Origin of the sequence: Bradyrhizobium manausense, from assembly GCF_018129685.1 — a bacterium.
GTDB lineage: Bacteria > Pseudomonadota > Alphaproteobacteria > Rhizobiales > Xanthobacteraceae > Bradyrhizobium > Bradyrhizobium manausense_D.
The window spans coordinates 105,158-126,493 of record NZ_JAFCLG010000017.1; the positions used below are offsets into that span (position 1 = coordinate 105,158).

A 21,336-nucleotide genomic window follows, 5' to 3' on the forward strand; every position below is an offset into this window, starting at 1 on the left:
AATGAGACAACCTTGAGTTGCCCAACCTCCGCAATCAGCGATCGAGGACCATGCGCCTTGATGGCGACGAGGAGTCAGTCGCCTCGAACGCGATGCAGGTTCACAAGCCCCGCTGCCGCGAGCGCGACGAGCGCACGCTTCACCACCGCAGAAATCACGCGGCCTTTTCCAGATGCGCGGTGAGGCCCGCAAACAGGCCGCGGCCGTCGGTGCAGCCCATGATGTCTTCGACGTGGTTTTCGGGATGCGGCATCATGCCGAGCACGTTGCCCTTGTCGTTGACGAGGCCCGCGATCGAATGCGCAGCGCCGTTGATGTTGTGGCTTTCGTCGACCACGCCATCAGCCGAACAGTAGCGATAGAGCACGCGCCCCTCGCCTTCGATCCGTTTGATGGTCTCTTCATCCGCTTCGTAATTGCCCTCGCCATGGGCGACCGGCACGCGGATCACCTGGCCGGCATTGTAGCCGCGGGTGAACGGCGTGTCGGAGCGCTCGACGCGCAGATGAACGTCCTTGCAGATGAATTTCAGCCGCGCATTGCGCATCAGCACGCCCGGCAAAAGACCGGACTCGCAGAGGATCTGGAAGCCATTGCAGACGCCGAGCACGAGGCCACCCTTCGCCGCATAGTCGCGCACCGCATCCATGACCGGCGCCCGCGCCGCAATCGCCCCACAACGCAGATAATCGCCGTAGGAGAAGCCGCCTGGCACCACGACGAGGTCGGTGCCGGCAGGCAACGACGTCTCGGCGTGCCACACCATCGCAGGCTCATGGCCCGAGACCAGCCTCAGCGCCCGCGCCATGTCGCGCTCGCGGTTGATGCCGGGGAAGACGAGGATGGCGGCTTTCATCAGAGCAGCTCGACCCGATAGTTCTCGATCACGGTATTCGCGAGCAGCTTGTCGGCAGCATCCTTCAGCGCGGCTTCCGCCTTGGCCTTGTCGGCGCCGGCCAGCTCGATGTCGAACACCTTGCCCTGACGCACGCTGGCAACGCCATCGACGCCGAGCGACTTCAGCGCGCCTTCGATGGCCTTGCCTTGCGGATCGAGGATACCCGCCTTCAGGGTAACGGTCACACGTGCCTTCACGTCCAGATCCCTCTTAGCTCTTCACCAGCACCGGGCCAGTGCCCTGCGGACGCTCGTTCTCCATGAGGATGCCGAGGCGTTTTGCAACTTCCGTGTAAGCCTCGAGCAGGCCACCGAGGTCACGACGGAAACGATCCTTGTCGAGCTTCTCGTTCGACTTGATATCCCACAGCCGGCACGAATCGGGCGAGATCTCGTCGGCGACGATGATGCGCATCATCTCGTTCTCGAACAGCCGGCCGCACTCCATCTTGAAGTCGACGAGGCGGATGCCGATGCCGAGGAAGAGGCCGGTGAGGAAGTCGTTGACGCGAATGGCAAGCGCCATGATGTCGTCGATCTCCTGGGGCGTGGCCCAGCCGAACGCGGTGATGTGCTCTTCGGACACCATGGGGTCGTTGAGCTGGTCGTTCTTGTAGTAGAATTCGATGATCGAACGGGGCAGCTGGGTGCCCTCCTCGATGCCGAGGCGCTGCGACAGCGAGCCGGCGGCAACGTTCCGCACCACCACCTCGAGCGGCACGATCTCGACCTCGCGAATCAACTGCTCGCGCATGTTGAGGCGGCGGATGAAGTGGGTCGGCACCCCGATGTCGTTGAGGTGCTGAAACAGGTACTCCGAGATCCGGTTGTTGAGGACGCCCTTGCCCTCGATCACCTGATGCTTTTTGGCATTGAACGCGGTGGCATCGTCCTTGAAGTGCTGGATCAAGGTACCGGGTTCCGGACCTTCGTACAGAACCTTTGCCTTGCCTTCATAAATGCGACGCCGACGGCTCATTGGGATGTACCGTGTTTTGTTGAAATCCATGTATTTGGTGTGCTCCGGTTACCAGGTTACGACCCACAGCGGAGCTGCCGTGAACGGTCCGGAACCGATCTGAACCCAAGGAACGTCAAAGGAAACTCCGAGGAAACAGAACGGGAACCAAGCCTTCAGGCAACCTATCCGATTGGTTGTCCGAGCACAATCGATCCGGCCCGTCCGACGCTGACTTATACCGCCTTGCCTGCGGCCTTACGGCTCGTTGTTTCGCCCGTCGTGCCCTCTATCTAGGCATGGACGGGGGTCCTCGCAACGAGGGCCGCACGTCCGGTCAGCCCCAGGGGGAGACGCATGAGCGAATTCGACAAGCGTGAAGAAGGCTTTGAGAAGAAGTTTGCCCTCGACGAGGAGCAGAAGTTCAAGGCTGAAGCCCGCCGCGACCGGCTGCTGGGCTTGTGGGCGGCCGAAAAGCTCGGAATGTCGGGCGAAGCCGCCGCCGCCTATGCCAAGGAGGTGGTCGCGGCCGATTTCGGGGAGGCCGGCGAGGGCGGCGCCTTGCGCAAGGTCATGGGCGATTTCGCCGCCAAGAACGTCGCCGTCACCGAACAGGCGATTCGGGGCAAGATGAGCGAACTGATGGCGGTCGCCGCCGCCGAGGTGAAGGCCGGAAAGTAAGCTTAACATCGAGCGGCGGACGGCCACGGCAGGCCCGGCGCGGCCCGCCCTCTCGGGCTTGCAGCCGGCCCCGCGCAATGCCAAATGGGCGGCATGTCACAGGATCACATCTCGAACGTCCTCGCCCAGCGCTATGCCTCGCCCGCCATGCGCGCGATCTGGAGCGGCGAAGGCAAGGTCCGCCTCGAACGTGACTACTGGATCGCCGTGCTGAAAGGCCAGCGCGATCTCGGTATTCCCGTGCCCGATGGCGTGATCGAGGCTTACGAGCGCGTCAAGGATCAGGTCGACCTCGACTCCATCATGCGCCGCGAGCGCATCACCCGCCACGACGTCAAGGCGCGGATCGAGGAGTTCTGCGAGCTCGCCGGTCACGAACACCTGCACAAGGGCATGACCAGCCGCGACCTCACCGAGAACGTCGAGCAGCTGCAGGTCTATCGCGGGCTGCAGCTGATCGAGACCAAGAGCATCGCCGCGCTGATCCGCTTTGCCAGGCACGCCAGGCAATTGCGCGACATGCCGTTCACGGCGCGCACGCACAACGTCGCCGCGCAGGTCACGACGCTCGGCAAGCGCATCGCCATGTTCGGCGAAGAGATGCTGGTCGGGCATCAGAGCCTCGTCAATGTGCTCGATACTTATCCGGCGCGCGGCCTGAAGGGCGCGGTCGGCACGCGGCTCGACCAGATCACGCTGTTCAACGGCGATGCCGGCAAGGCGCGCGCGCTCGAACAGCAAATTCTCAAGCACCTCGGCCTGCCCAGGAGCTTCGATGCGGTCGGCCAAGTCTATCCGCGCAGCCTCGATTTCCGCGCGGTCAGCGTGCTGACCGAGCTTGCCAGCGGTCCCGGCAATTTCGCCAAGACACTTCGCCTCATGGCGGGCCACGAGCTCGCCAGCGAAGGCTTTGCCAAGGGCCAGGTCGGCTCGTCCGCGATGCCGCACAAGATGAACAGCCGCTCCTGCGAGCGCATCAACGGCCTGCATGTCGTCTTGAAGGGTTATCTCGCAATGGCTGCGGGCCTTGCCGGCGATCAATGGAACGAGGGCGACGTCTCCTGCTCCGTCGTTCGCCGCGTCATGCTGCCCGATGCCTTCCTCGCCATGGACGGCCTGCTCGAGACGCTGCTCTCGGTGCTCGACCAGATGGAGATCTTCGACGCGGTCGTCGCGACTGAGCTGGGCCGCTACCTGCCGTTCCTGCTGACCACGACGGTCATGATGGAGGCGGTGAAGAAGGGCGCGGGCCGCGAAGGCGCGCATGAGGCGATCAAGGAGCATGCGGTCGCAGCCATCAGAGACCTGCGCACCGGCAAGATCGTGCAGAATGATTTGCTGAAGCGTCTCGCCGCCGACCAGCGCCTCGGCCTCGGCGAAGCCGAGCTCGCCCAAGTGCTCGATCACGGCCGCGCCAATTCCGGCGACGCCGGAGCTCAGGTCGATTACTTCGCCGAGCAGGTCGACGCGCTGGCGAAGGCGAAGCCCGAGGCGGCCAAATACAAGCCGGGCGCGATTCTCTGATAGGTCTCGCCGTCATTGCGAGGAGCCCGCGACAAGATTGCGGAGCAATTTTGCGCTGGCGACGAAGCAATCCAGACTGCCGCGGCGGAAAGATTCTGGATTGCTTCGCTTCGCTCGCAATGACGAAAGGGCCTCACCCCTCCTTGAAACCGTATTCCGGCACGTTGCCGCTGGCGCCGTAATATTTGTACGGCAGGAATTTGCCTGACATGGTGATCTTGACGCGATCGCCCTTCGGGTTGGCGACGCGTTCGATTCCCATGTCGAAATCGATCGCCGACATGATGCCGTCGCCGAATTCTTCCTCGATCAGCGCTTTCCAGGCCGGTCCGTTCACCATCACCATCTCGTAGAAGCGGTAGATCAGGGGATCGGTCGGCGGCATCGGCGTGCCGGTGCCACGCATCGGCACCTCGTTGAGCATCGCGGTCTCGGTCTTCGACAGGCCGAACAACTCGCCGGCATTTGCGGCCTGCGGTTTTGTCAGCTTCATCTGGCCCAGGATCGCGCCAACGATCAGAACCTCTGAATAGCCACCGATTTTTTCGCAGATGTGTTTCCAGCTCCAGCCCTTCTCGCGCTTGATGTCGAGCAGCTTTTCGGTGAGGTCTTCGCGTTTCATGTCAGGGTCTCCCTTGGCAAGGCAATGTGATGGGCCTGCCACTTTGGGAGGCACAAAACGTGCCAATAAATGAGGCTTATGGCTTCAGACGCTCCGCAAATTGTTTGATCGCCTCCAGGACCGGCCGCTGATCACCGGCAAAGAACCAATGATCATGGCCGTCGAGTTCAACGAACTTGGCGCCAGCGATCCGGCTCGCAACGTCGCGGCCGGCCGCGATGCGCACGGCCTTGTCGTCGCGCCGGTGCAGCACCAGGGTCGGCACGGTGATCTGCGGCAACAGGGCTCGCACGTCTGCGTCGCGAAACGCTTCCAGCACGGCCGAGATGCCGCCCGGACTGGAGGCTGCGCGGAGCAGCCCGGCCCACCAGGCGCGGGCTTGCGGATCATCGGCAAGGCTCGGCGCAAAGGCTTCGATCCCGACCGGGCCGCCCCATTGCGTGACGAGATGCTTGCTCCAGGCATCATACTGGCTGGCGCGCAGCGCATGCGGATAGTCCTCCGCCCAGCACCCCTTGGCCAGCGCGCCAAACAGAATGAGCCCGGCGACACGACCGGGCTGATCGACCGCAAACTTGACGCAGGCAGGCCCGCATTCCGAGGCGCCGAACAGCACGACGTGGCGCGACTGCGCAGCTCTCAGCACCGTGCCGATATCCTGCGCGGTGACGTCGATGTTCGGGGCCGAGCCGACCCGGTCGGACAGTCCGATACCGCGGCGATCGAACACGATCAGGCGCCCGAGCTTCATCAATGCCGCCAGGAACGTCCGGCTCGCGGGATGCTCCCAGACGCGCTCCACGTGCGAGACGAAGCCGGGCATGACCAGGATATCCAATGGACCGCTGCCATAGGTCTGATACGCCAGATGCACGCCGGCGCCTTTGACGTAGCGCGTGGTCGGCACTGCCTGCGGCGCCAGAGCGGGGTTCATCAGCGCCTCGGTCTCGGCTTCCGGTGTGACGCCAAGCTCGTCGCGCAGGCGCTGCGTCAACGCCGCATGATGCCGCTCGGCCGTGCTGCGATCACCTGACAGCAGCAGGCTGCGGATCAGATGCCGGCCATACACCTCGCTGAGCGGATCGAGCTCGACCAGACGCCCCGCATGCACGGTCGCCGCGAAATGGTCGCCGGCGGCATTCTTGTCCTGCACGAGGCGCTCGAGTGCGTGCACGAGCCGTCCCCGGAGCGCTTCGCGGCGAAAGAACGCCCAATCGTCGAACTCAGGGGAGTCCTCCGGCGAGAAGCCGGCGAGGAAGTCGGCCCGATAAATCTGACTGGCCTCTTCAAACGCGCCGCGGTCGCACGCGCCGTCGAACTGATGCGAGTCGACCGAGAGCCCGACCGCGGGCGACCAGCGCACGCTGGTGCGGTCGGTCTCGAACACCGGCTCGCCGAGCGCGAGTTCGACGCGGTGCAGCAGGCGGCGCAAGCGTGCGAGGCCCGTTTCGCGGTCGGCCTCGGGCCACAGCCGCGTGGCGATCACGTCCCGCGCAACGGCACCCCGGGCGTCCGCGAGAAAGACCAGCAGCGCAAGCCCCTTGCGCAAGGCGAGCTTGATCGGGCGGCCGTCGGCATGGACCTCGGGGAACCCGAACGTCCCCAGCGAGAAAGCCGTCATGAAGTCCTTCCTCCGCTCAGGGGACGCACAGGGGACGGTCGCGCGGTAGCCATCGGAGCAGACCGAGCCTGCTCGCCAGCGAGCGATTCAGGCTTCCGCATGCGGCACCGCCGTATCAGGCACAACAGGAGAAACCATGGTCTTGCGCCTTCTGATCCTGCTCTACGCCCTCGTGAGCTACGCCTTGTTCACGATCTCATTTCTCTATGCGCTCGGTTTCGTCGGCAATTATGTCGTGCCGAAGTCGATCGACATCGGCAACGCGTCGAATTTGATCGAAGCCATCGTCGTTGACCTGCTGTTGATGAGCCTGTTCGCGATCCAGCATAGTGTCATGGCGCGACCCGCATTCAAACGCTGGTCGGCTAAATTCCTCGCCGCGGCATGCCAGCGTAGCACCTACGTGCTGCTCTCCAGCCTGATCCTCCTCCTGGTGTTCTGGCAGTGGCGCCCGATCCCGACTGTGATCTGGCAGACGGACGGGCTTGCCGCCTGGCTGCTCATCACATTGCATTGGCTGGGCTGGCTGATCGCATTCGCCTCGACGCACATGATCGATCATTTCGATCTGTTCGGCGTGCGCCAGGCGTTGGTCGCGTGGCGCGGGGCCGAGATGCCCAGTCAATCGTTCCGGACACCGCTGCTTTACAAGATCGTGCGGCATCCGCTGATGCTGGGCTTCCTGCTCGCGTTCTGGGCCACGCCCGTAATGACCGCCGGCCATCTGCTGTTCGCGCTCGCGAACACCGCCTACATCCTGGTCGCGCTGCAGTTCGAGGAGCGCGATCTGATCGCCGAGTTCGGCGCGACTTATCAGGACTATCGGCGGCGCGTTCCCATGCTGCTGCCGCGCCTGTTCGCGCGTCGCCAGACGGAAGCGCGACGATGACGCGACGCGCAGCTCTGGCGCTAGGCGCACGGGTCGATTGGGCGAATTCGCAATCCACCGCCCCAAGTCGTGGATCGCAAGACTAGCGGAAGGCGCGATCGAGATATGAATCCAGTCGTGACTGCGTCACCGCGTCAAGCGCGCTCTGCTCCGTCGGAGAGCGAACGCCTCCTCTCTGCAAGGCAGATCTCCCCAGCCCCCCAGGGACAATTGCCGCAACTGCTCGCCCGGAGGTTCCCTTTGGCGCATCCAAAGACAAACCGATAATCAGTGCGTGTTTGTCGAGGCGCGATCCGCCGGCTGTGATGCTTGCCGGACTCAGGAGCCCCCATCCGTTGCCGGCAGGCGCGACGATGACATGAGGGGATACCGACCCGGACAGGGTCGTTGTAAACGTCAGCTGATCGGCGAACACCGTTGAATTGGACTTGTCGATTGAGAGATTCCTGATCTCGTTCAAGTCAAAGAATGTCGAGATCAACTCGTCGATTCCGATCTTGCCCGCAATCGGATAGGCATAGTTCGGAGATCTGTAGTCCGAGCCGCAACCGCGTTGCCCGTCTTCCATGGGATAACCGATATCCCTGTTCTCCAGCAGATCCTTGGCCGTCTCGCTGACGACGAAGTGTCGGATATTCTGACGTTTGAAGTCTCCGCTCGCCGATAAACCGATGCCGGCCGATCCATTCGTTATGAACTTGACGGGGTCAGCCCCGCCGGATGCGCCATTGTCCTCCGTGATGTCGAATGAAAAATCGTAGGCGATGCCGGTCTGAACATACTTGTCGTAGATCGCCCGTTCGACGCCTTGCAATCGCGCTCTTACACCAGGCGGCCATGGGCGTCCGCGAACTGCCCTAAGCTCTTCGATGAACGGATTCGACGGATTTTCATCGGCAAGAAGCTGGATCGCCTTGTCTTGAATGGCAAGCCGCGTTTCGCAGCGAATGTACTGCACGAGAATTGGTGTCGGAACGCCCGTGGCTTCCTGTTGGACCGGATGGATCGAACATCCGCTCGACGCGACGGCAAGCACCGACACCAGCCACCTGATCGCTCTCCACCTATGTCCGATCACCCCAAAGCGAGCGGAGGCACGATCTCCAATTGCGTAAAAAAGCAGATGCATGTCGTCCCCCAACAATCTGTGTCGGGGTGAGCTGCGCGCGCGGATGAAAATCTCAGTTCGAAGTAAGTCGACCAAACGAGGAAAAGATGACCACCCCATCAGCGACGATAGCGCAGGCAATTCAACCCCAAATATGTATGCTGGACATGCTATACTTCAGGTAAGGCAAATCAATATAAAACTGCAGCCGAGTTGGCGGGCTATTTCGCATTATCCGTAAGAGCCTGCAGCCGCACGAGCTCCGCCTCGATATCGCGCTCCACGTCAGCCGCGCGGATTTCCAGCACGCGGTAGTCGCGCGCTTCGAGCCACGCCCGCCTTGACGCGCGATCCGCGGCAATCGTCTCCCCCTCGCCCGGATTCACAAGCTCGATCGCGATCCGGTGCGGGAACGAGACGAAGTCCGGGATGTGGCGGCCGACCGGGGTCTGGCGCTTGAACTGCCCAGCGAAGCGGCGGTCGCGGGTGAGCGCCTGCCAGAGCAGGCGCTCGGCGTCGGTGGGGTTGCGGCGGAGCAGACGGGCGAGCCCCCGCACCGTCGAGCCGCTGTCGGGCACACCGCCGCCCTGCCCGTGCTCGGCCAGCAGCGCACGCAGGCGCGTCGCCTGCTCACCGTCGAGCACGCCACCCTTGGCCGGGCCCTTGCGTCCCTCGGCGATCGCCATGACCACACCGTGCAGCGTGTGCATGTCCTGCTTGGTCGGCTCCATCCGGGTGAAGATGTTGCGCAGGTTCACCAGCATGGTGTCGCGCTTCTCGGCCGGGCGAAGGAATTCGACCCGGTCGAGCTCGCGCACAAGATTGTCGAAGAAGGCCTGCATCTGGTGCTGCGAGGCGCGCTCGGAGCGCTCGGGCATGCCGTGCGGCAACGCGCCCGCCGTCGCCTGCTTGAACCATTCATAGCCGACCAGCAGCACGGCCTGGGCGAGGTTGAGCGAGGCGAAGCCCGGATTGACCGGGAAGGTGATGATGCGGTTGGAGAGCCCGACCTCCTCGTTGGTCAGCCCCCAGCGTTCGCGGCCGAACAGGATGCCGCACCTGCCGCCGGTCGCAACGTGCCCGGCGATCTCGCGTGCTGCCGCCTCCGGCCCGACCACGGGCTTGGCCTGGTCGTGCGGGCGTGCGGTGGTGGCGAACAGCAAATCGAGGTCGGCGACCGCCTGCTCCACCGTGTCGAACAGTTCGACCTTTTCCAGAATGTGGTCGGCGCCGGCCGCGGCCCGCTGTGCCGCGATGTTCGGCCAGCCATCGCGGGGGTTGACGATGCGCAAGGCGCCAAGCGCGAAATTACCCATGGCGCGCGCGGCCATGCCGATGTTTTCGCCGAGCTGCGGCTCGACCAGGATCACGATCGGACCGTCGAGGGAAAGGCCCGCCTTGCTCTTGTCAGTCCCCGACATGTTCGTTTCGCTTTCACACTGGTTCTCAAGGCCTTGTTCTCAAGGCTTTGGCAAGGCGCACTCAGGAATAGCCACAAGCGCCGCAATACCGGCGCGGCCCTGTCCGCCTGTCGTTTGCCTGTCCTGACGAAATTCTCAAGGGAAATAACGGGTTGGATTCGACTTTTGGATCTCTCCCGGAGCCTTAGGACGTCCCCCGCCGGACCGGCCTGTCCCGCCCCTCACCTGCGGAAGCTGGATGAGCTAAAAGTGCATAATCCCTTGGCTTTCGCCCGCCGCGTCCGGGTGCTATGACGCCGCGGATATTCACGTGGCGCGCCGCAAGCGCCGTTCCCAAGAGGGCATCCCCGATCATGGCAAAAATCAAGGTATCCAATCCCGTCGTCGAGCTCGATGGCGACGAGATGACCCGGATCATCTGGCAGTACATCAAGGACAAGCTGATCAACCCGTTCCTGGATGTCGAGCTGCTCTATTTCGACCTGGGCATGGAATACCGCGACCAGACCAACGATCAGGTGACCATCGACGCCGCCGAGGCGATCAAGAAGGTCGGCGTCGGCGTCAAGTGCGCCACCATCACCCCGGACGAGGCCCGGGTGAAGGAGTTTGGCCTCAAGCAGATGTGGAAGTCGCCGAACGGCACCATCCGCAACATCCTCGGCGGCGTGATCTTCCGCGAGCCGATCATCTGCAAGAACGTGCCGCGCCTGGTTCCCGGCTGGACCAAGCCGATCATCATCGGCCGCCACGCCTATGGCGACCAGTACCGCGCCACCGACATCAAGTTCCCGGGCAAGGGCACCCTGTCGATGAAGTTCGTCGGCGAGGACGGCACCGTGATCGAGAAGGAAGTATTCAAGGCGCCGGGCGCCGGCGTCGCCATGGAGATGTACAATCTCGACGATTCCATCATCGACTTCGCCCGCGCCTCGCTGAACTACGGCCTGCTGCGCAACTACCCGGTCTACCTGTCGACCAAGAACACCATCCTCAAGGTCTATGACGGCCGCTTCAAGGACATCTTCCAGGACATCTACGACCGCGAATTCAAGAAGGAATTCGAGGCCAAGGGCCTGACCTACGAGCACCGGCTGATCGACGACATGGTGGCCTCGGCGCTGAAGTGGTCCGGCGGCTATGTCTGGGCCTGCAAGAACTACGACGGCGACGTGCAGTCCGACACGGTCGCACAGGGCTACGGCTCGCTCGGCCTGATGACCTCGGTGCTGCTCACCCCGGATGGCAAGACGGTGGAAGCCGAAGCTGCCCACGGCACCGTGACCCGCCACTACCGCGAGCACCAGAAGGGCAAGGAGACCTCGACCAATTCGATCGCGTCGATCTTCGCCTGGACCCGTGGCCTCGCCCACCGCGCCAAGCTCGACAACAACGCCGAGCTCGCCAAGTTCGCGACCACGCTGGAGAAGGTCTGCGTCGACACCGTCGAGGAAGGCTACATGACCAAGGACCTCGCGCTCCTGGTCGGCGCCGACCAGCGCTGGCTCTCGACCACCGGCTTCCTCGACAAGGTCGCCGACAACCTGGCGAAGGCGCTGGCGGCGTAAGCTGCCATCCGCATTTTCGCCCGACTGGGCCAGACGTCATCACGGGCTGCGTCTTTGAGCGCGGCCCGTTGCTTTTATGACAGCCATTTACGGAGATGCGACCCATGTCGATCAAGCTTGTCGTTCCCTGCTTGATGTTGCTTGCGGCCGCGGCTGCTCCAGCAAGGGCTGCCGAGCCGGCACCGGCCGAGGCCCCGCGCGGAGCAATTCGGCCTGTCGGCTTTCCGGAGGCCATCCAGGCCCCCGGCGAGCAACTGGTGACGGCCCTGCACGCTGAAGGGGCGCAGATCTACGAATGCAAGACGGCGGCAGACGGCAAACTCACATGGAGCTTTCGCGAGCCGATCGCGACCCTGCTCGAGAACAGCAAGACGGTCGGCAGACACTACGCGGGCCCGAACTGGGAGTATCAGGACGGCAGCGCCGTGACCGGCAAGGTCGCCGGCACTGCTCCGGGCGAAACTGAGAACGATATTCCCTGGCTCAAGCTGGACGTCGCAGCGCGACGCGGCAATGGCCTGCTTTCAGACGTTACGACGGTTCAGCGCGTCCTCACACATGGCGGCAAGCTCGCAGGCGCCTGCGACAAGGCCGGCGAGTTCAGAAGCGCGCCCTACTCGGCCGATTACATCTTCCTCAAGAAGAGCTGACCGCTCAGCGATCGGTGCCCTCGCGCTCGGCCTGCGCGAGCTCGGCCGCGGCGAGATCGCCGGTCTCCTCCAGCCGCGCCTTGGCGGTCCTGTGGACGTGCGCGGCGAGAGTCGGCATCCGCTCGATCAGGGCGTGAAAATGCTGCGCGTCCAGCACCAGCAGCCGCGTCTTGCGCGTCGCCGTCACCGTGCCGCTGCGTTTGGTCTTGTGCAGCAGCGCGATCTCGCCGAAGAAGGTGCCGTCGGTGAGCCGCACCTGCTGGTTCGGCAACACGATCTCGACCTCGCCGGCGGTGATGAAATACATCGACGAGGCGGGATCCCCTCGCCGCACCAGGATTTCGCCCTGCTCGACGGTGCGTGCCCGCAACAGCTGCATGATGTCGGCGATCTCGGACGCGGACAGATGCGAGAACAGCGGCACCCGCGCCAGCATGCCCCAGGTGACGACGAAGTCGCGCCGCTTCACCTCTTCCGCAAAAGCCGTGGAGATGATCGCGACCGGCAGCGCGATCATGGCAAAGCCCGAGATGATGGTGAAGACCGAGATGACCTTGCCGAGCGCCGTCACCGGTACGACGTCGCCATAGCCGACGGTGCCGAGCGTCACGATCGCCCACCACATCGCGTCCGGAATGGTGCCGAGCCTGGTCGGCTGCACGTCGCGCTCGACGGCGTAGAGCAGCGAGGCGAAGGTCAACACCGCCCCGGTCAGGATGACGAGACAGCCGATCAACGCGCGCCGCTCGGCATGAACTGCCGCGAGCAACGAGCGCATCGCCGGCGAGTACCGTATCAGCTTGAAGAACGGCAGCACGCCGAGCGCGGCGAGCGTGGCGTGCCGGCCCATCATCAGCACGATCGCGGCCGGCAGGAACGCCATGAGGTCGATGATACCGAGCGCCGAGAAGGCGTAGCCGAGCCGGTCGGACAGCGCCGAGGCCTTGCGCGGTGTGTGTCCCGCCACGGTCCAGAGCCGCGCCCCATATTCCAACGCGAACACGACGACGCAGAGAATGGTGATCGCCGAAAACAGCGTGCCGAACTCCGCGTCAAGCTCCGGCACCGAAGCCAGGACCATCGCGACGACGTCAAGCACGATGACGCTGATGACCAGCTGGATGAAGCGCGACCCGATCGAATAGGCGAGCGGATCGTGCTCAAGCAATTCGTAGAGGCGATCCCTCAAGTTGGGATCGCGGAGGCCACGTCCTCGCGGAACGAGCCGCATTGTGTTTACGCAGCCCCCATCGCTTTTTCGATCGCCGCCAGCGCCTCGGACGCCTTGGCCCCATCAGGGCCGCCGGCCTGCGCCATGTCGGGCCGGCCGCCGCCGCCCTTGCCGCCGAGCGCCTCGGAGGCGACGCGCACCAGATTCACGGCGTTGAAGCGCGCGGTCAGGTCCGCGGTGACGCCGACCACGACACCGGCCTTGCCGTCCTCGGTAACGCCGATGATGGCGACCACGCCCGAGCCGATCTGCTTCTTGGCCTCGTCGGCGAGGCCTTTGAGATCCTTCATCTCGATGCCTTCGACCGCGCGCGCCATCAGCTTGACGCCGCCGACCTCGCGCACGCCGCTTGCTGCGCCACCGCCCGCCGCCGCGCCACCGCCCATTGCGAGCTTCTTGCGGGCGTCGGAGAGCTCGCGCTCGAGCTTCTTGCGCTCCTCCATCAGCGCGGTGATGCGCGCGGGAACATCGTCGATCGAGGTGCGCAGCTCGTTCGCCGCGGTCTTCGCCAGCGCCATGGTCTCGTTGGCATGTTTTCGCGCGTAATTGCCGGTCAGCGCCTCGATGCGGCGGACGCCCGAAGCGACCGCGCTCTCGCCGGTCAGCGTGATCAGGCCGATATCGCCGGTGCGCCGCACATGGGTGCCGCCGCAGAGCTCGACCGACCAGCCGAGCGCATTGGCGCCGCGCTCGCGCGCGGTCTTGCCCATCGAGACGACGCGAACCTCGTCGCCGTATTTCTCGCCGAACAGCGCGCGAGCACCGGCTTCACGAGCCTCGTCGACGCCCATCACGCGGGTAGTGACCTCGTCGTTCTCCAGCACGACGTCGTTGGCGATGTCCTCGACGCGGGCGAGCTCCTCCGCCGTGATCGGCTTCGGATGCACGAAGTCGAAGCGCAAACGATCGGGCGCGACCATCGAGCCGCGCTGGGCGATGTGATCGCCGAGCACCTGGCGCAGCGCCTCGTGAATGAGGTGCGTCGCCGAATGATGCGCGCGGATCGACGAGCGCCTGCCATGATCGACCTCGAGCTGCAGCGCGGTGCCGACCTTCAGCTCGCCGCTCTCCACGTTGCCGACATGCACGAAGAAATCGCCGAGCTTCTTCTGCGTGTCGGTGACGCTGAATTTTGTGCCGCCCTCACCGGTCAAAACGCCGGTGTCGCCGACCTGGCCGCCGGATTCCGCATAGAACGGTGTCTGGTTCAGCACGATCGCGCCAGTCTCACCAGCCTTGAGGCTGGCAACTTCCTTGCCGTCCTTCACCAGCGCGGCGACCACGCCCTCGGCGCTCTCGGTCTCGTAACCCAGAAATTCCGTGGCCCCCAGCTTCTCGCGCAGCGGGAACCAGATCGCTTCGGAAGCCGCCTCGCCCGAGCCCTTCCAGGACTCGCGCGCCTTGGCCTTCTGCCGCTCCATCGCGTCGGTGAACGAGGCCTGGTCGACGCCGATGCCGCGCGACTTCAGCGCGTCCTGCGTCAGGTCGAGCGGAAAGCCATAGGTGTCGTACAGCGTGAAGGCGACGTCGCCGTCGAACATGTCGCCCTTCTTCAAGGACGCGCTCTTCTCGTCGAGAATGGCAAGGCCGCGCACCAGCGTCTTGCGGAAGCGGGTCTCTTCCAGCCGCAGCGTTTCCTCGATCAGGTTCTCCGCGCGCATCAGATCGGGATAGGCCTGGCCCATCTCGCGCACCAGCGCCCAGACCAGCCGATGCATCAGCGGCTCCTTGGCCCCGAGCAGTTGCGCATGGCGCATCGCGCGGCGCATGATCCGGCGCAGCACATAGCCGCGGCCTTCATTCGAAGGCAGCACGCCATCGGCGACCAGGAAGGCGGAGGAGCGCAGATGGTCGGCGATGACGCGGAACGAGGCGACCGTCTGCTCGGTCGGCCCGCTGCCGAGCGCGGACGCGGTCGCGTCGATCAGATGGCGGAACAGGTCGGTCTCGAACACGCTGTCGACGCCCTGCATGATGCAGGCCATGCGTTCCAGGCCCATGCCGGTGTCGATCGAGGGACGCGGCAGATCCACGCGCTCCTCCTTCGTCACCTGCTCGTATTGCATGAACACGAGATTCCAGAATTCGAGGAAGCGGTCGCCGTCCTCTTCCGGCGAGCCCGGAGGGCCGCCCCAGATGTGGTCGCCGCGATCGATGAAGATCTCCGAGCAGGGGCCGCACGGACCGGTGTCGCCCATCGCCCAGAAATTGTCCGAGGTCGGGATGCGGATGATGCGGTCTTCCGAGAAGCCCGCGATCTTCTTCCACAGGCCGGCCGCCTCGTCGTCGGTGTGGTAGACGGTGACGAGCAGCTTGTCCTTCTTCAGCCCAAAGTCGCGGGTGATCAGGGTCCAGGCGAGCTCGATCGCGCGTTCCTTGAAATAGTCGCCGAACGAGAAATTGCCGAGCATCTCGAAGAAGGTGAGATGGCGCGCGGTGTAGCCGACATTGTCGAGGTCGTTGTGCTTGCCGCCGGCGCGCACGCATTTTTGCGAGGTGGTGGCGCGCTGGTACGGCCGCTTCTCGACGCCGGTAAAGACGTTCTTGAACTGCACCATGCCGGCATTGGTGAACATCAATGTCGGGTCGTTGCGCGGCACCAATGGCGAGGACGACACGATCTCGTGGCCGTTCTCGGCAAAGAAGTTCAGAAAGGTCGACCTGATCTCGTTGACGCCGCTCATGTTCATCCAATCGGGTGTGCTGGAGCATGATCCGGAAAGGTGTGAAGCGGTTTTCCGGAAAGATCATGCTCAAACAAAGAGCTAAAGCGCGATGACTCTCAATCGCGCTTTAGGACCCGCTTCCGTACCGTCCAAACCTTGGGATTTGGACTGTTATCTGCAGGCCAAAGCGCTTTTAGACAAGGCCAGTCTCGCTGTCCAGAAACTGTGCAGAGAGATCAAAGTGTTGCCGCAGGCGCGTAATCCCGTTGAAAGCCGGAAAGGGCGCGTTGACAGGCTTGGCTGGCCTGTGGTCTTTACCCGTCTGTATCGTACGGCCACGTCGGGAGAGACCGGCTTTGGATAGCCGGCGCCGAAGGAGCAACCGCCCCGGAAACTCTCAGGCAAAAGGACCGCGTGGCTTTGACGACATCTGGAAAGAGGCGCCGACGGGCAAATACCTTTTAACAAGGGTTGGCCCGGACCGCGTCCGCCGACGGGATAATACTCTCAGGCACAGCGACAGATGGGGCTTCGACTGGTGTCCACCGGGGAATCATCCCCGGGGAACCGCCGAGGGCCCCCGTGATGTCCGTGCGTGACGACAAAGCTTCCCTGAAACGTACCCCCCTTTACGACCTGCACGTGTCGCTCGGCGGCAAGATGGTGCCTTTCGCGGGCTATGACATGCCCGTGCAGTATCCTGCGGGCGTGCTGAAAGAGCACCTTCATACCCGCAACGAGGCCGGCCTGTTCGACGTCTCCCATATGGGCCAGCTCGCGCTCCGGCCGAAGTCGGGCAAGGTCGAGGACGCCGCCCGCGCGCTGGAACGGCTGGTGCCGCAGGACATCGCGGCGATTGCGCCGGGGCGGCAGCGCTACGCCCAGTTCACCAATGAAAATGGCGGGATCCTCGACGATTTGATGGCCGCCAATTTCGGCGATCACCTGTTCCTGGTCGTCAACGCCGCTTGCAAGGCCGACGACGAAGCGCATCTGCGCGCGAACCTCTCCGACACCTGCATCATCGATTCGCTTGAAGACCGCGCCCTGATCGCGCTGCAGGGCCCGAAGGCCGAGTCGGCGCTGGCGAAACTATGTGCGGAAGCGCCTGCCATGAAGTTCATGGACGCCGGTCCGTACGAGGTCGCCGGCATCAAGTGCTTCGTCTCGCGCTCGGGCTACACCGGCGAGGACGGTTTTGAAATCTCGGTCCCCGCCGCCGATGCGGAGCGTCTCGCCAGGACTCTCCTTGAAAACTCCGACGTGATGCCGATCGGCTTGGGTGCCCGCGACAGCCTGCGCCTGGAAGCCGGGCTCTGCCTCTACGGCCACGACATCGACACCGAGACGACGCCGGTCGAAGCCGCGCTGGAATGGTCGGTGCAGAAGAGCCGCCGCACCGGCGGCGCCCGCGCCGGCGGCTTTCCCGGCGCCGACAAGATTCTCGCCCATTTCGATCACGGCGCATCCCGCCGCCGCGTCGGCCTGCTCGCCCTCGGCCGCGCGCCGGTGCGTGAAGGCGCGCCGCTGTTTGCGGATGACGCGGGCGGCGATCCGATCGGAAGAGTCACATCGGGCGGGTTCGGCCCGAGCCTGAATGCGCCGGTCGCGATGGGCTACGTGCCGACGAGGCTGAGCGCGCTCGGCACAACTCTCTTCGCCGAGGTGCGCGGGCAATTTCTGCCGCTCACCATCGCCGCCATGCCTTTCGTGAAGAACACCTACAAACGCTGACGCATGATGAGATCGATCACAAGTGCCGGCCCCACGGTCACCTCTCCCCGGAGGGGTGGTGCATCGCGTATGGATTTCACGAGGACCGCGGGCTTGCTTCGCCTCTCCCGTTTGCGGGAGAGGCCGACGCGCTCGCAGAGCGCGGCGGGTGAGGGTTCTCACCACTCGGGGACACTCTCGACAACTCTCGACAATCCCAATGCGGAGACAGCCCCCACCCCAGCCCTCCCAGCGCGAGCGCAGCTCGTCGCGCCCCGCATCCGCCTTCGCCAAGGCTTCGGCGGACAAGAGCGGGAGAGGGAGCCCACTGCCGATGCCGCCGCATCGCGCATACCAGATGCGATAGCGCTGCCCCGGATGGGAGAGGTGAACCCAGCCCGCGGCTTTCAATCAAGCCTCACCACTTCAGGAAACTGACAATGACCACGACGCTGTACACTTCCGACCATGAATGGCTCGCGATCGACGGCGATGTCGCCACCGTCGGCATCACCGATTACGCGCAGTCCCAGCTCGGCGACGTCGTGTTCGTCGAGCTGCCCAAGCTCGGCCGCGTGCTGAAGAAGGCGGAAGCCGCCGCCGTCGTGGAATCGGTGAAGGCTGCTTCCGACGTCTACGCGCCGATATCAGGCGAAGTGCTCGCGACCAACCCCGACCTCGCCGCCGAGCCGGCGCTGGTGAACTCGGACGCGCAAGGCAAGGCCTGGTTCTTCAAGATCAAGATTGCCGACAAGAGCGAGCTCGGCGGCCTCATGGATGAAGCCGCCTACAAGGCACACACGGCTTGAAAACGATGGAGCAAGCGATGACAGCGCACCGTAAATCCAGCGGCGAGGCCGCCGCCAGTTTCGTTCGCCGCCACATCGGCCCCTCGGCGCGCGATGTCACCGCGATGCTGGAAACCGTCGGCGCGAAAAGCGTCGACGCGCTGATGGCGGAAACGCTGCCGGCCTCGATCCGGCAGGCCGCGCCGCTCGATCTCGGCAAGCCGCTGAGCGAGACCGAGGCCATCGCGCACATGGCCGAGCTTGCTGCGCAGAACCAGGTCTTCACCTCGCTGATCGGCCAAGGCTATTCCGGCACGATCCTGCCCGCGGTGATCCAGCGCAACATCCTGGAGAACCCGGCCTGGTACACGGCCTATACGCCCTACCAGCCCGAGATCAGCCAGGGCCGGCTGGAGGCGCTGTTCAACTTCCAGTCCATGATCTGCGACCTCACCGGGCTCGACGTCGCCAACGCCTCGTTGCTCGACGAGGCAACGGCTGCGGCCGAAGCCATGGCGCTTGCCGAGCGGCACTCGAAGGTCGAGGCAAAGGCCTTCTTCGTCGACAAGGACGTGCATCCGCAGACATTGGCCGTGATGCGCACGCGCGCCGAGCCTCTTGGCTGGAATTTGGTCGTCGGCGATCCCCTCACCGATCTCGACCAGGCAGACGTGCTGGGCGCGCTGCTGCAATATCCGGGAACTTCGGGCGCGGTGCGCGACCTCAGGCCCGCGATCGCGTCGCTGAAGGCCAAGGGTGCGCTCGCGATCGTTGCCGCGGACCTGCTGGCACTGACGCTGCTCGCATCGCCCGGCGAGTTAGGGGCCGACATCGCCATCGGATCGGCGCAGCGCTTTGGCGTGCCGATGGGTTATGGCGGTCCGCACGCGGCCTATATGGCGGTGCGCGACGCACTGAAGCGCTCACTGCCCGGCCGCATCGTCGGCCTCTCCGTGGACTCGCGCGGCGCGCCAGCCTATCGCCTCGCGCTGCAGACCCGCGAGCAGCACATCCGCCGCGAGAAGGCGACTTCCAACATCTGCACCGCGCAGGTGCTGCTCGCCGTGATCGCGGCGATGTATGCGGTCTATCATGGCCCCGAGGGGCTTATCCAGATCGCGCGCAACGTGCATCGCCGCGCCGCCGTGCTCGCGAGCGGCCTTCGCAAGCTCGGCTTTGCGCCCGACAGCGAAAGCTTCTTCGACACGCTCAGCGTGGACGCCGGCGCAAAGCGAGCCGAGATCGTCGCGCGCGCCGCGGCCGAGAGGATCAATCTCGGCGTCGGCGAAAGCGCTTTGCGCATCGCGCTGGACGAGACCACGACGCCCGCTACGGTCGAAGCGGTGTGGCGCGCCTTCGGCGGCCAGCTGTCCTACGCCGAGATCGACGCCACCACCCGCGAGGCGCTGCCGGAAACGCTGAAGCGCACGACCGCGTTCCTGACCCATCCCGTGTTCCACGCGCATCGCTCGGAGACCGAGATGCTGCGCTACATGCGCAAGCTCTCGGACCGCGACCTCGCGCTCGACCGCGCGATGATCCCGCTCGGCTCCTGCACCATGAAGCTGAACGCGACCACCGAGATGATGCCGTTGACCTGGCCGGAGTTCGGGTCCTTGCACCCGTTCGCCCCGCGCGAGCAGGCCATGGGTTATCACGCGCTGTTCGCGCGGCTGGAGAAGTGGCTGTGCGACATCACCGGCTATGACGCGATTTCGCTGCAGCCGAATTCCGGCGCGCAAGGCGAATATGCCGGCCTGCTCGCGATCCGTGGCTATCATGCCGCGCGTGGAGAAAGCCATCGCAGGATCTGCCTGATCCCCTCCTCCGCCCATGGCACCAACCCGGCCTCGGCTGCGATGGCCGGCATGGACGTGGTGGTGGTTGCCTGCGAGGCCAACGGCGACGTCGACGTCGATGATCTCCGCGCCAAGGCCGAGAAGCATTCGGCGAATCTGGCCGCGGTCATGATCACCTATCCCTCGACCCATGGCGTGTTTGAGGAGCATATCCGCGAGATCTGCGACATCGTGCACGGCCATGGCGGCCAGGTGTATCTTGACGGCGCCAACCTCAACGCGCAGGTCGGTCTTTCCAGGCCCGGCGATTACGGCGCCGATGTCAGCCATCTCAACCTGCACAAGACGTTCTGCATCCCGCATGGCGGCGGCGGCCCCGGCATGGGCCCGATCGGCGTAAGAGCGCATCTCGCCCCATTCCTGCCGGGCCATCCGGCGACGCGGGCGGATGCCCCGGTCGGTCCGGTCTCGGCCGCGCCGTTCGGCTCGGCCTCGATCCTCACCATCTCCTACATCTACATCCTGATGATGGGGGGCGAGGGCTTGAAGCGCGCGACCGAGATCGCGATCCTCAACGCCAACTACATTGCGGCGAAGCTCGATGCCCATTTCCCGGTGCTCTACAGGAACGAGAAGGGCCGCGTCGCGCATGAGTGCATCGTCGACCCGCGTCCGCTGAAAGCGACCTCGGGCGTCACCGTCGACGACATCGCAAAACGCCTGATCGATTACGGCTTCCACGCGCCGACCATGAGCTTCCCGGTGCCGGGCACGCTGATGATCGAGCCGACCGAGTCGGAATCCAAGGCCGAGCTGGATCGTTTCTGTGACGCCATGATCGCGATCCGGAAAGAAATCGCCGAGGTCGAGGCCGGCCGCTTCAAGATCGAGGCGTCCCCGCTGCGTCACGCCCCGCACACCGTGCACGACATCGCCGACGACGACTGGAAGCGCGCCTATACCCGCAGCGAAGGCTGCTTCCCATCAGGCACCTCGCGCACCGACAAGTACTGGTGCCCCGTCGGCCGCGTCGACAACGTCTACGGCGATCGCAACCTGGTGTGCTCCTGCCCGCCGGTGAGCGATTACGCGGAAGCGGCGGAGTAAGACACGACGGAGGTTTCGTAGCAACCATTAAAGCGACGTCCGATTGCCATTGAGCATGACGCCTTGCTTGCGGCCGTCAAGGCGTGGCCTGGC

Annotated in this window: 17 protein-coding genes and 1 riboswitch; of the genes, 8 read left to right on the top strand and 9 right to left on the bottom strand. The window is 64.5% G+C overall.

Annotated features, from left to right (window positions below; genetic code table 11):
• Positions 1-154: 154 nt before the first annotated feature.
• The 3 genes from purQ to purC are packed head-to-tail and all read right to left on the bottom strand — an operon-like array spanning position 155 to position 1,876.
• Positions 155-856: a phosphoribosylformylglycinamidine synthase subunit PurQ gene (gene purQ / locus JQ621_RS28245; RefSeq protein ID WP_212239522.1), complete on the bottom strand. Its 702-nt coding sequence runs from the start codon at positions 854-856 to the stop codon at positions 155-157.
• Positions 856-1,095, bottom strand: a complete 240-nt coding sequence (gene purS, locus JQ621_RS28250) for a phosphoribosylformylglycinamidine synthase subunit PurS (RefSeq protein WP_212239529.1) — start codon at positions 1,093-1,095, stop codon at positions 856-858. The genes purQ and purS overlap by 1 nt, the downstream gene beginning before the upstream one ends.
• Before the next feature lie 13 nt (positions 1,096-1,108).
• Positions 1,109-1,876, bottom strand: coding sequence for a phosphoribosylaminoimidazolesuccinocarboxamide synthase (purC, locus tag JQ621_RS28255; RefSeq protein ID WP_172782948.1), 768 nt, complete (start codon positions 1,874-1,876; stop codon positions 1,109-1,111).
• 336 nt (positions 1,877-2,212) lie between these two features.
• On the opposite strand from purC, the gene JQ621_RS28260 reads away from it, so the two are divergent.
• Positions 2,213-2,536: a DUF1476 domain-containing protein gene (locus JQ621_RS28260; RefSeq protein ID WP_212239531.1), complete on the top strand. Its 324-nt coding sequence runs from the start codon at positions 2,213-2,215 to the stop codon at positions 2,534-2,536.
• Positions 2,537-2,629: 93 nt separating this feature from the next.
• A complete protein-coding gene (gene purB / locus JQ621_RS28265; protein ID WP_212239533.1) occupies positions 2,630-4,060 on the top strand; it encodes an adenylosuccinate lyase in 1,431 nt (476 codons plus the stop codon).
• 133 nt (positions 4,061-4,193) lie between these two features.
• On the opposite strand, the gene cynS is transcribed toward purB, so the two are convergent.
• Together cynS and JQ621_RS28275 are read right to left on the bottom strand one after the other, a co-directional pair.
• A complete protein-coding gene (gene cynS / locus JQ621_RS28270) occupies positions 4,194-4,682 on the bottom strand; it encodes a cyanase (protein ID WP_212239535.1) in 489 nt (162 codons plus the stop codon).
• Positions 4,683-4,758: 76 nt separating this feature from the next.
• Positions 4,759-6,303 (bottom strand): bifunctional AfsR/SARP family transcriptional regulator/alpha/beta hydrolase, encoded by a 1,545-nt coding sequence (locus tag JQ621_RS28275; RefSeq protein ID WP_212239541.1) that lies wholly within the window; start codon positions 6,301-6,303, stop codon positions 4,759-4,761.
• A 136-nt stretch (positions 6,304-6,439) separates the two neighbouring features.
• On the opposite strand from JQ621_RS28275, the gene mddA reads away from it, so the two are divergent.
• On the top strand, positions 6,440-7,192 hold the full coding sequence (gene mddA / locus JQ621_RS28280; protein WP_212239543.1) for a methanethiol S-methyltransferase: 753 nt from the start codon (positions 6,440-6,442) through the stop codon (positions 7,190-7,192).
• A gap of 82 nt (positions 7,193-7,274) precedes the next feature.
• Here mddA and JQ621_RS28285 read toward each other — a convergent pair whose 3' ends face one another.
• Both JQ621_RS28285 and JQ621_RS28290 read right to left on the bottom strand, forming a co-directional pair.
• A complete protein-coding gene (locus JQ621_RS28285) occupies positions 7,275-8,321 on the bottom strand; it encodes a hypothetical protein (RefSeq protein ID WP_212239546.1) in 1,047 nt (348 codons plus the stop codon).
• A 200-nt stretch (positions 8,322-8,521) separates the two neighbouring features.
• Positions 8,522-9,721, bottom strand: coding sequence for a TrmJ/YjtD family RNA methyltransferase (locus JQ621_RS28290; RefSeq protein ID WP_212239555.1), 1,200 nt, complete (start codon positions 9,719-9,721; stop codon positions 8,522-8,524).
• A 353-nt stretch (positions 9,722-10,074) separates the two neighbouring features.
• On the opposite strand from JQ621_RS28290, the gene JQ621_RS28295 reads away from it, so the two are divergent.
• Positions 10,075-11,289, top strand: a complete 1,215-nt coding sequence (locus JQ621_RS28295) for an NADP-dependent isocitrate dehydrogenase (protein ID WP_212239558.1) — start codon at positions 10,075-10,077, stop codon at positions 11,287-11,289.
• Between the two features lie 104 nt (positions 11,290-11,393).
• On the top strand, positions 11,394-11,939 hold the full coding sequence (locus JQ621_RS28300) for a DUF3455 domain-containing protein (RefSeq protein WP_212239561.1): 546 nt from the start codon (positions 11,394-11,396) through the stop codon (positions 11,937-11,939).
• 4 nt (positions 11,940-11,943) lie between these two features.
• Here JQ621_RS28300 and JQ621_RS28305 read toward each other — a convergent pair whose 3' ends face one another.
• A complete protein-coding gene (locus tag JQ621_RS28305) occupies positions 11,944-13,170 on the bottom strand; it encodes a cyclic nucleotide-gated ion channel (RefSeq protein WP_212239564.1) in 1,227 nt (408 codons plus the stop codon).
• Positions 13,171-13,175: 5 nt separating this feature from the next.
• Positions 13,176-15,854, bottom strand: a complete 2,679-nt coding sequence (alaS, locus tag JQ621_RS28310) for an alanine--tRNA ligase (RefSeq protein ID WP_212239567.1) — start codon at positions 15,852-15,854, stop codon at positions 13,176-13,178.
• Positions 15,855-16,167: 313 nt separating this feature from the next.
• Positions 16,168-16,258: riboswitch (glycine riboswitch) on the top strand.
• A 163-nt stretch (positions 16,259-16,421) separates the two neighbouring features.
• Here alaS and gcvT point away from each other — a divergent pair.
• The 3 genes from gcvT to gcvP all read left to right on the top strand — a co-directional run bounded on the left by gcvT (position 16,422) and on the right by gcvP (position 21,243).
• Positions 16,422-17,570, top strand: a complete 1,149-nt coding sequence (gene gcvT / locus JQ621_RS28315) for a glycine cleavage system aminomethyltransferase GcvT (RefSeq protein ID WP_212239569.1) — start codon at positions 16,422-16,424, stop codon at positions 17,568-17,570.
• Positions 17,571-17,989: 419 nt separating this feature from the next.
• On the top strand, positions 17,990-18,358 hold the full coding sequence (gene gcvH, locus JQ621_RS28320) for a glycine cleavage system protein GcvH (protein ID WP_212239572.1): 369 nt from the start codon (positions 17,990-17,992) through the stop codon (positions 18,356-18,358).
• A gap of 17 nt (positions 18,359-18,375) precedes the next feature.
• A complete protein-coding gene (gene gcvP / locus JQ621_RS28325) occupies positions 18,376-21,243 on the top strand; it encodes an aminomethyl-transferring glycine dehydrogenase (protein ID WP_212239575.1) in 2,868 nt (955 codons plus the stop codon).
• Positions 21,244-21,336 lie beyond the last annotated feature (93 nt).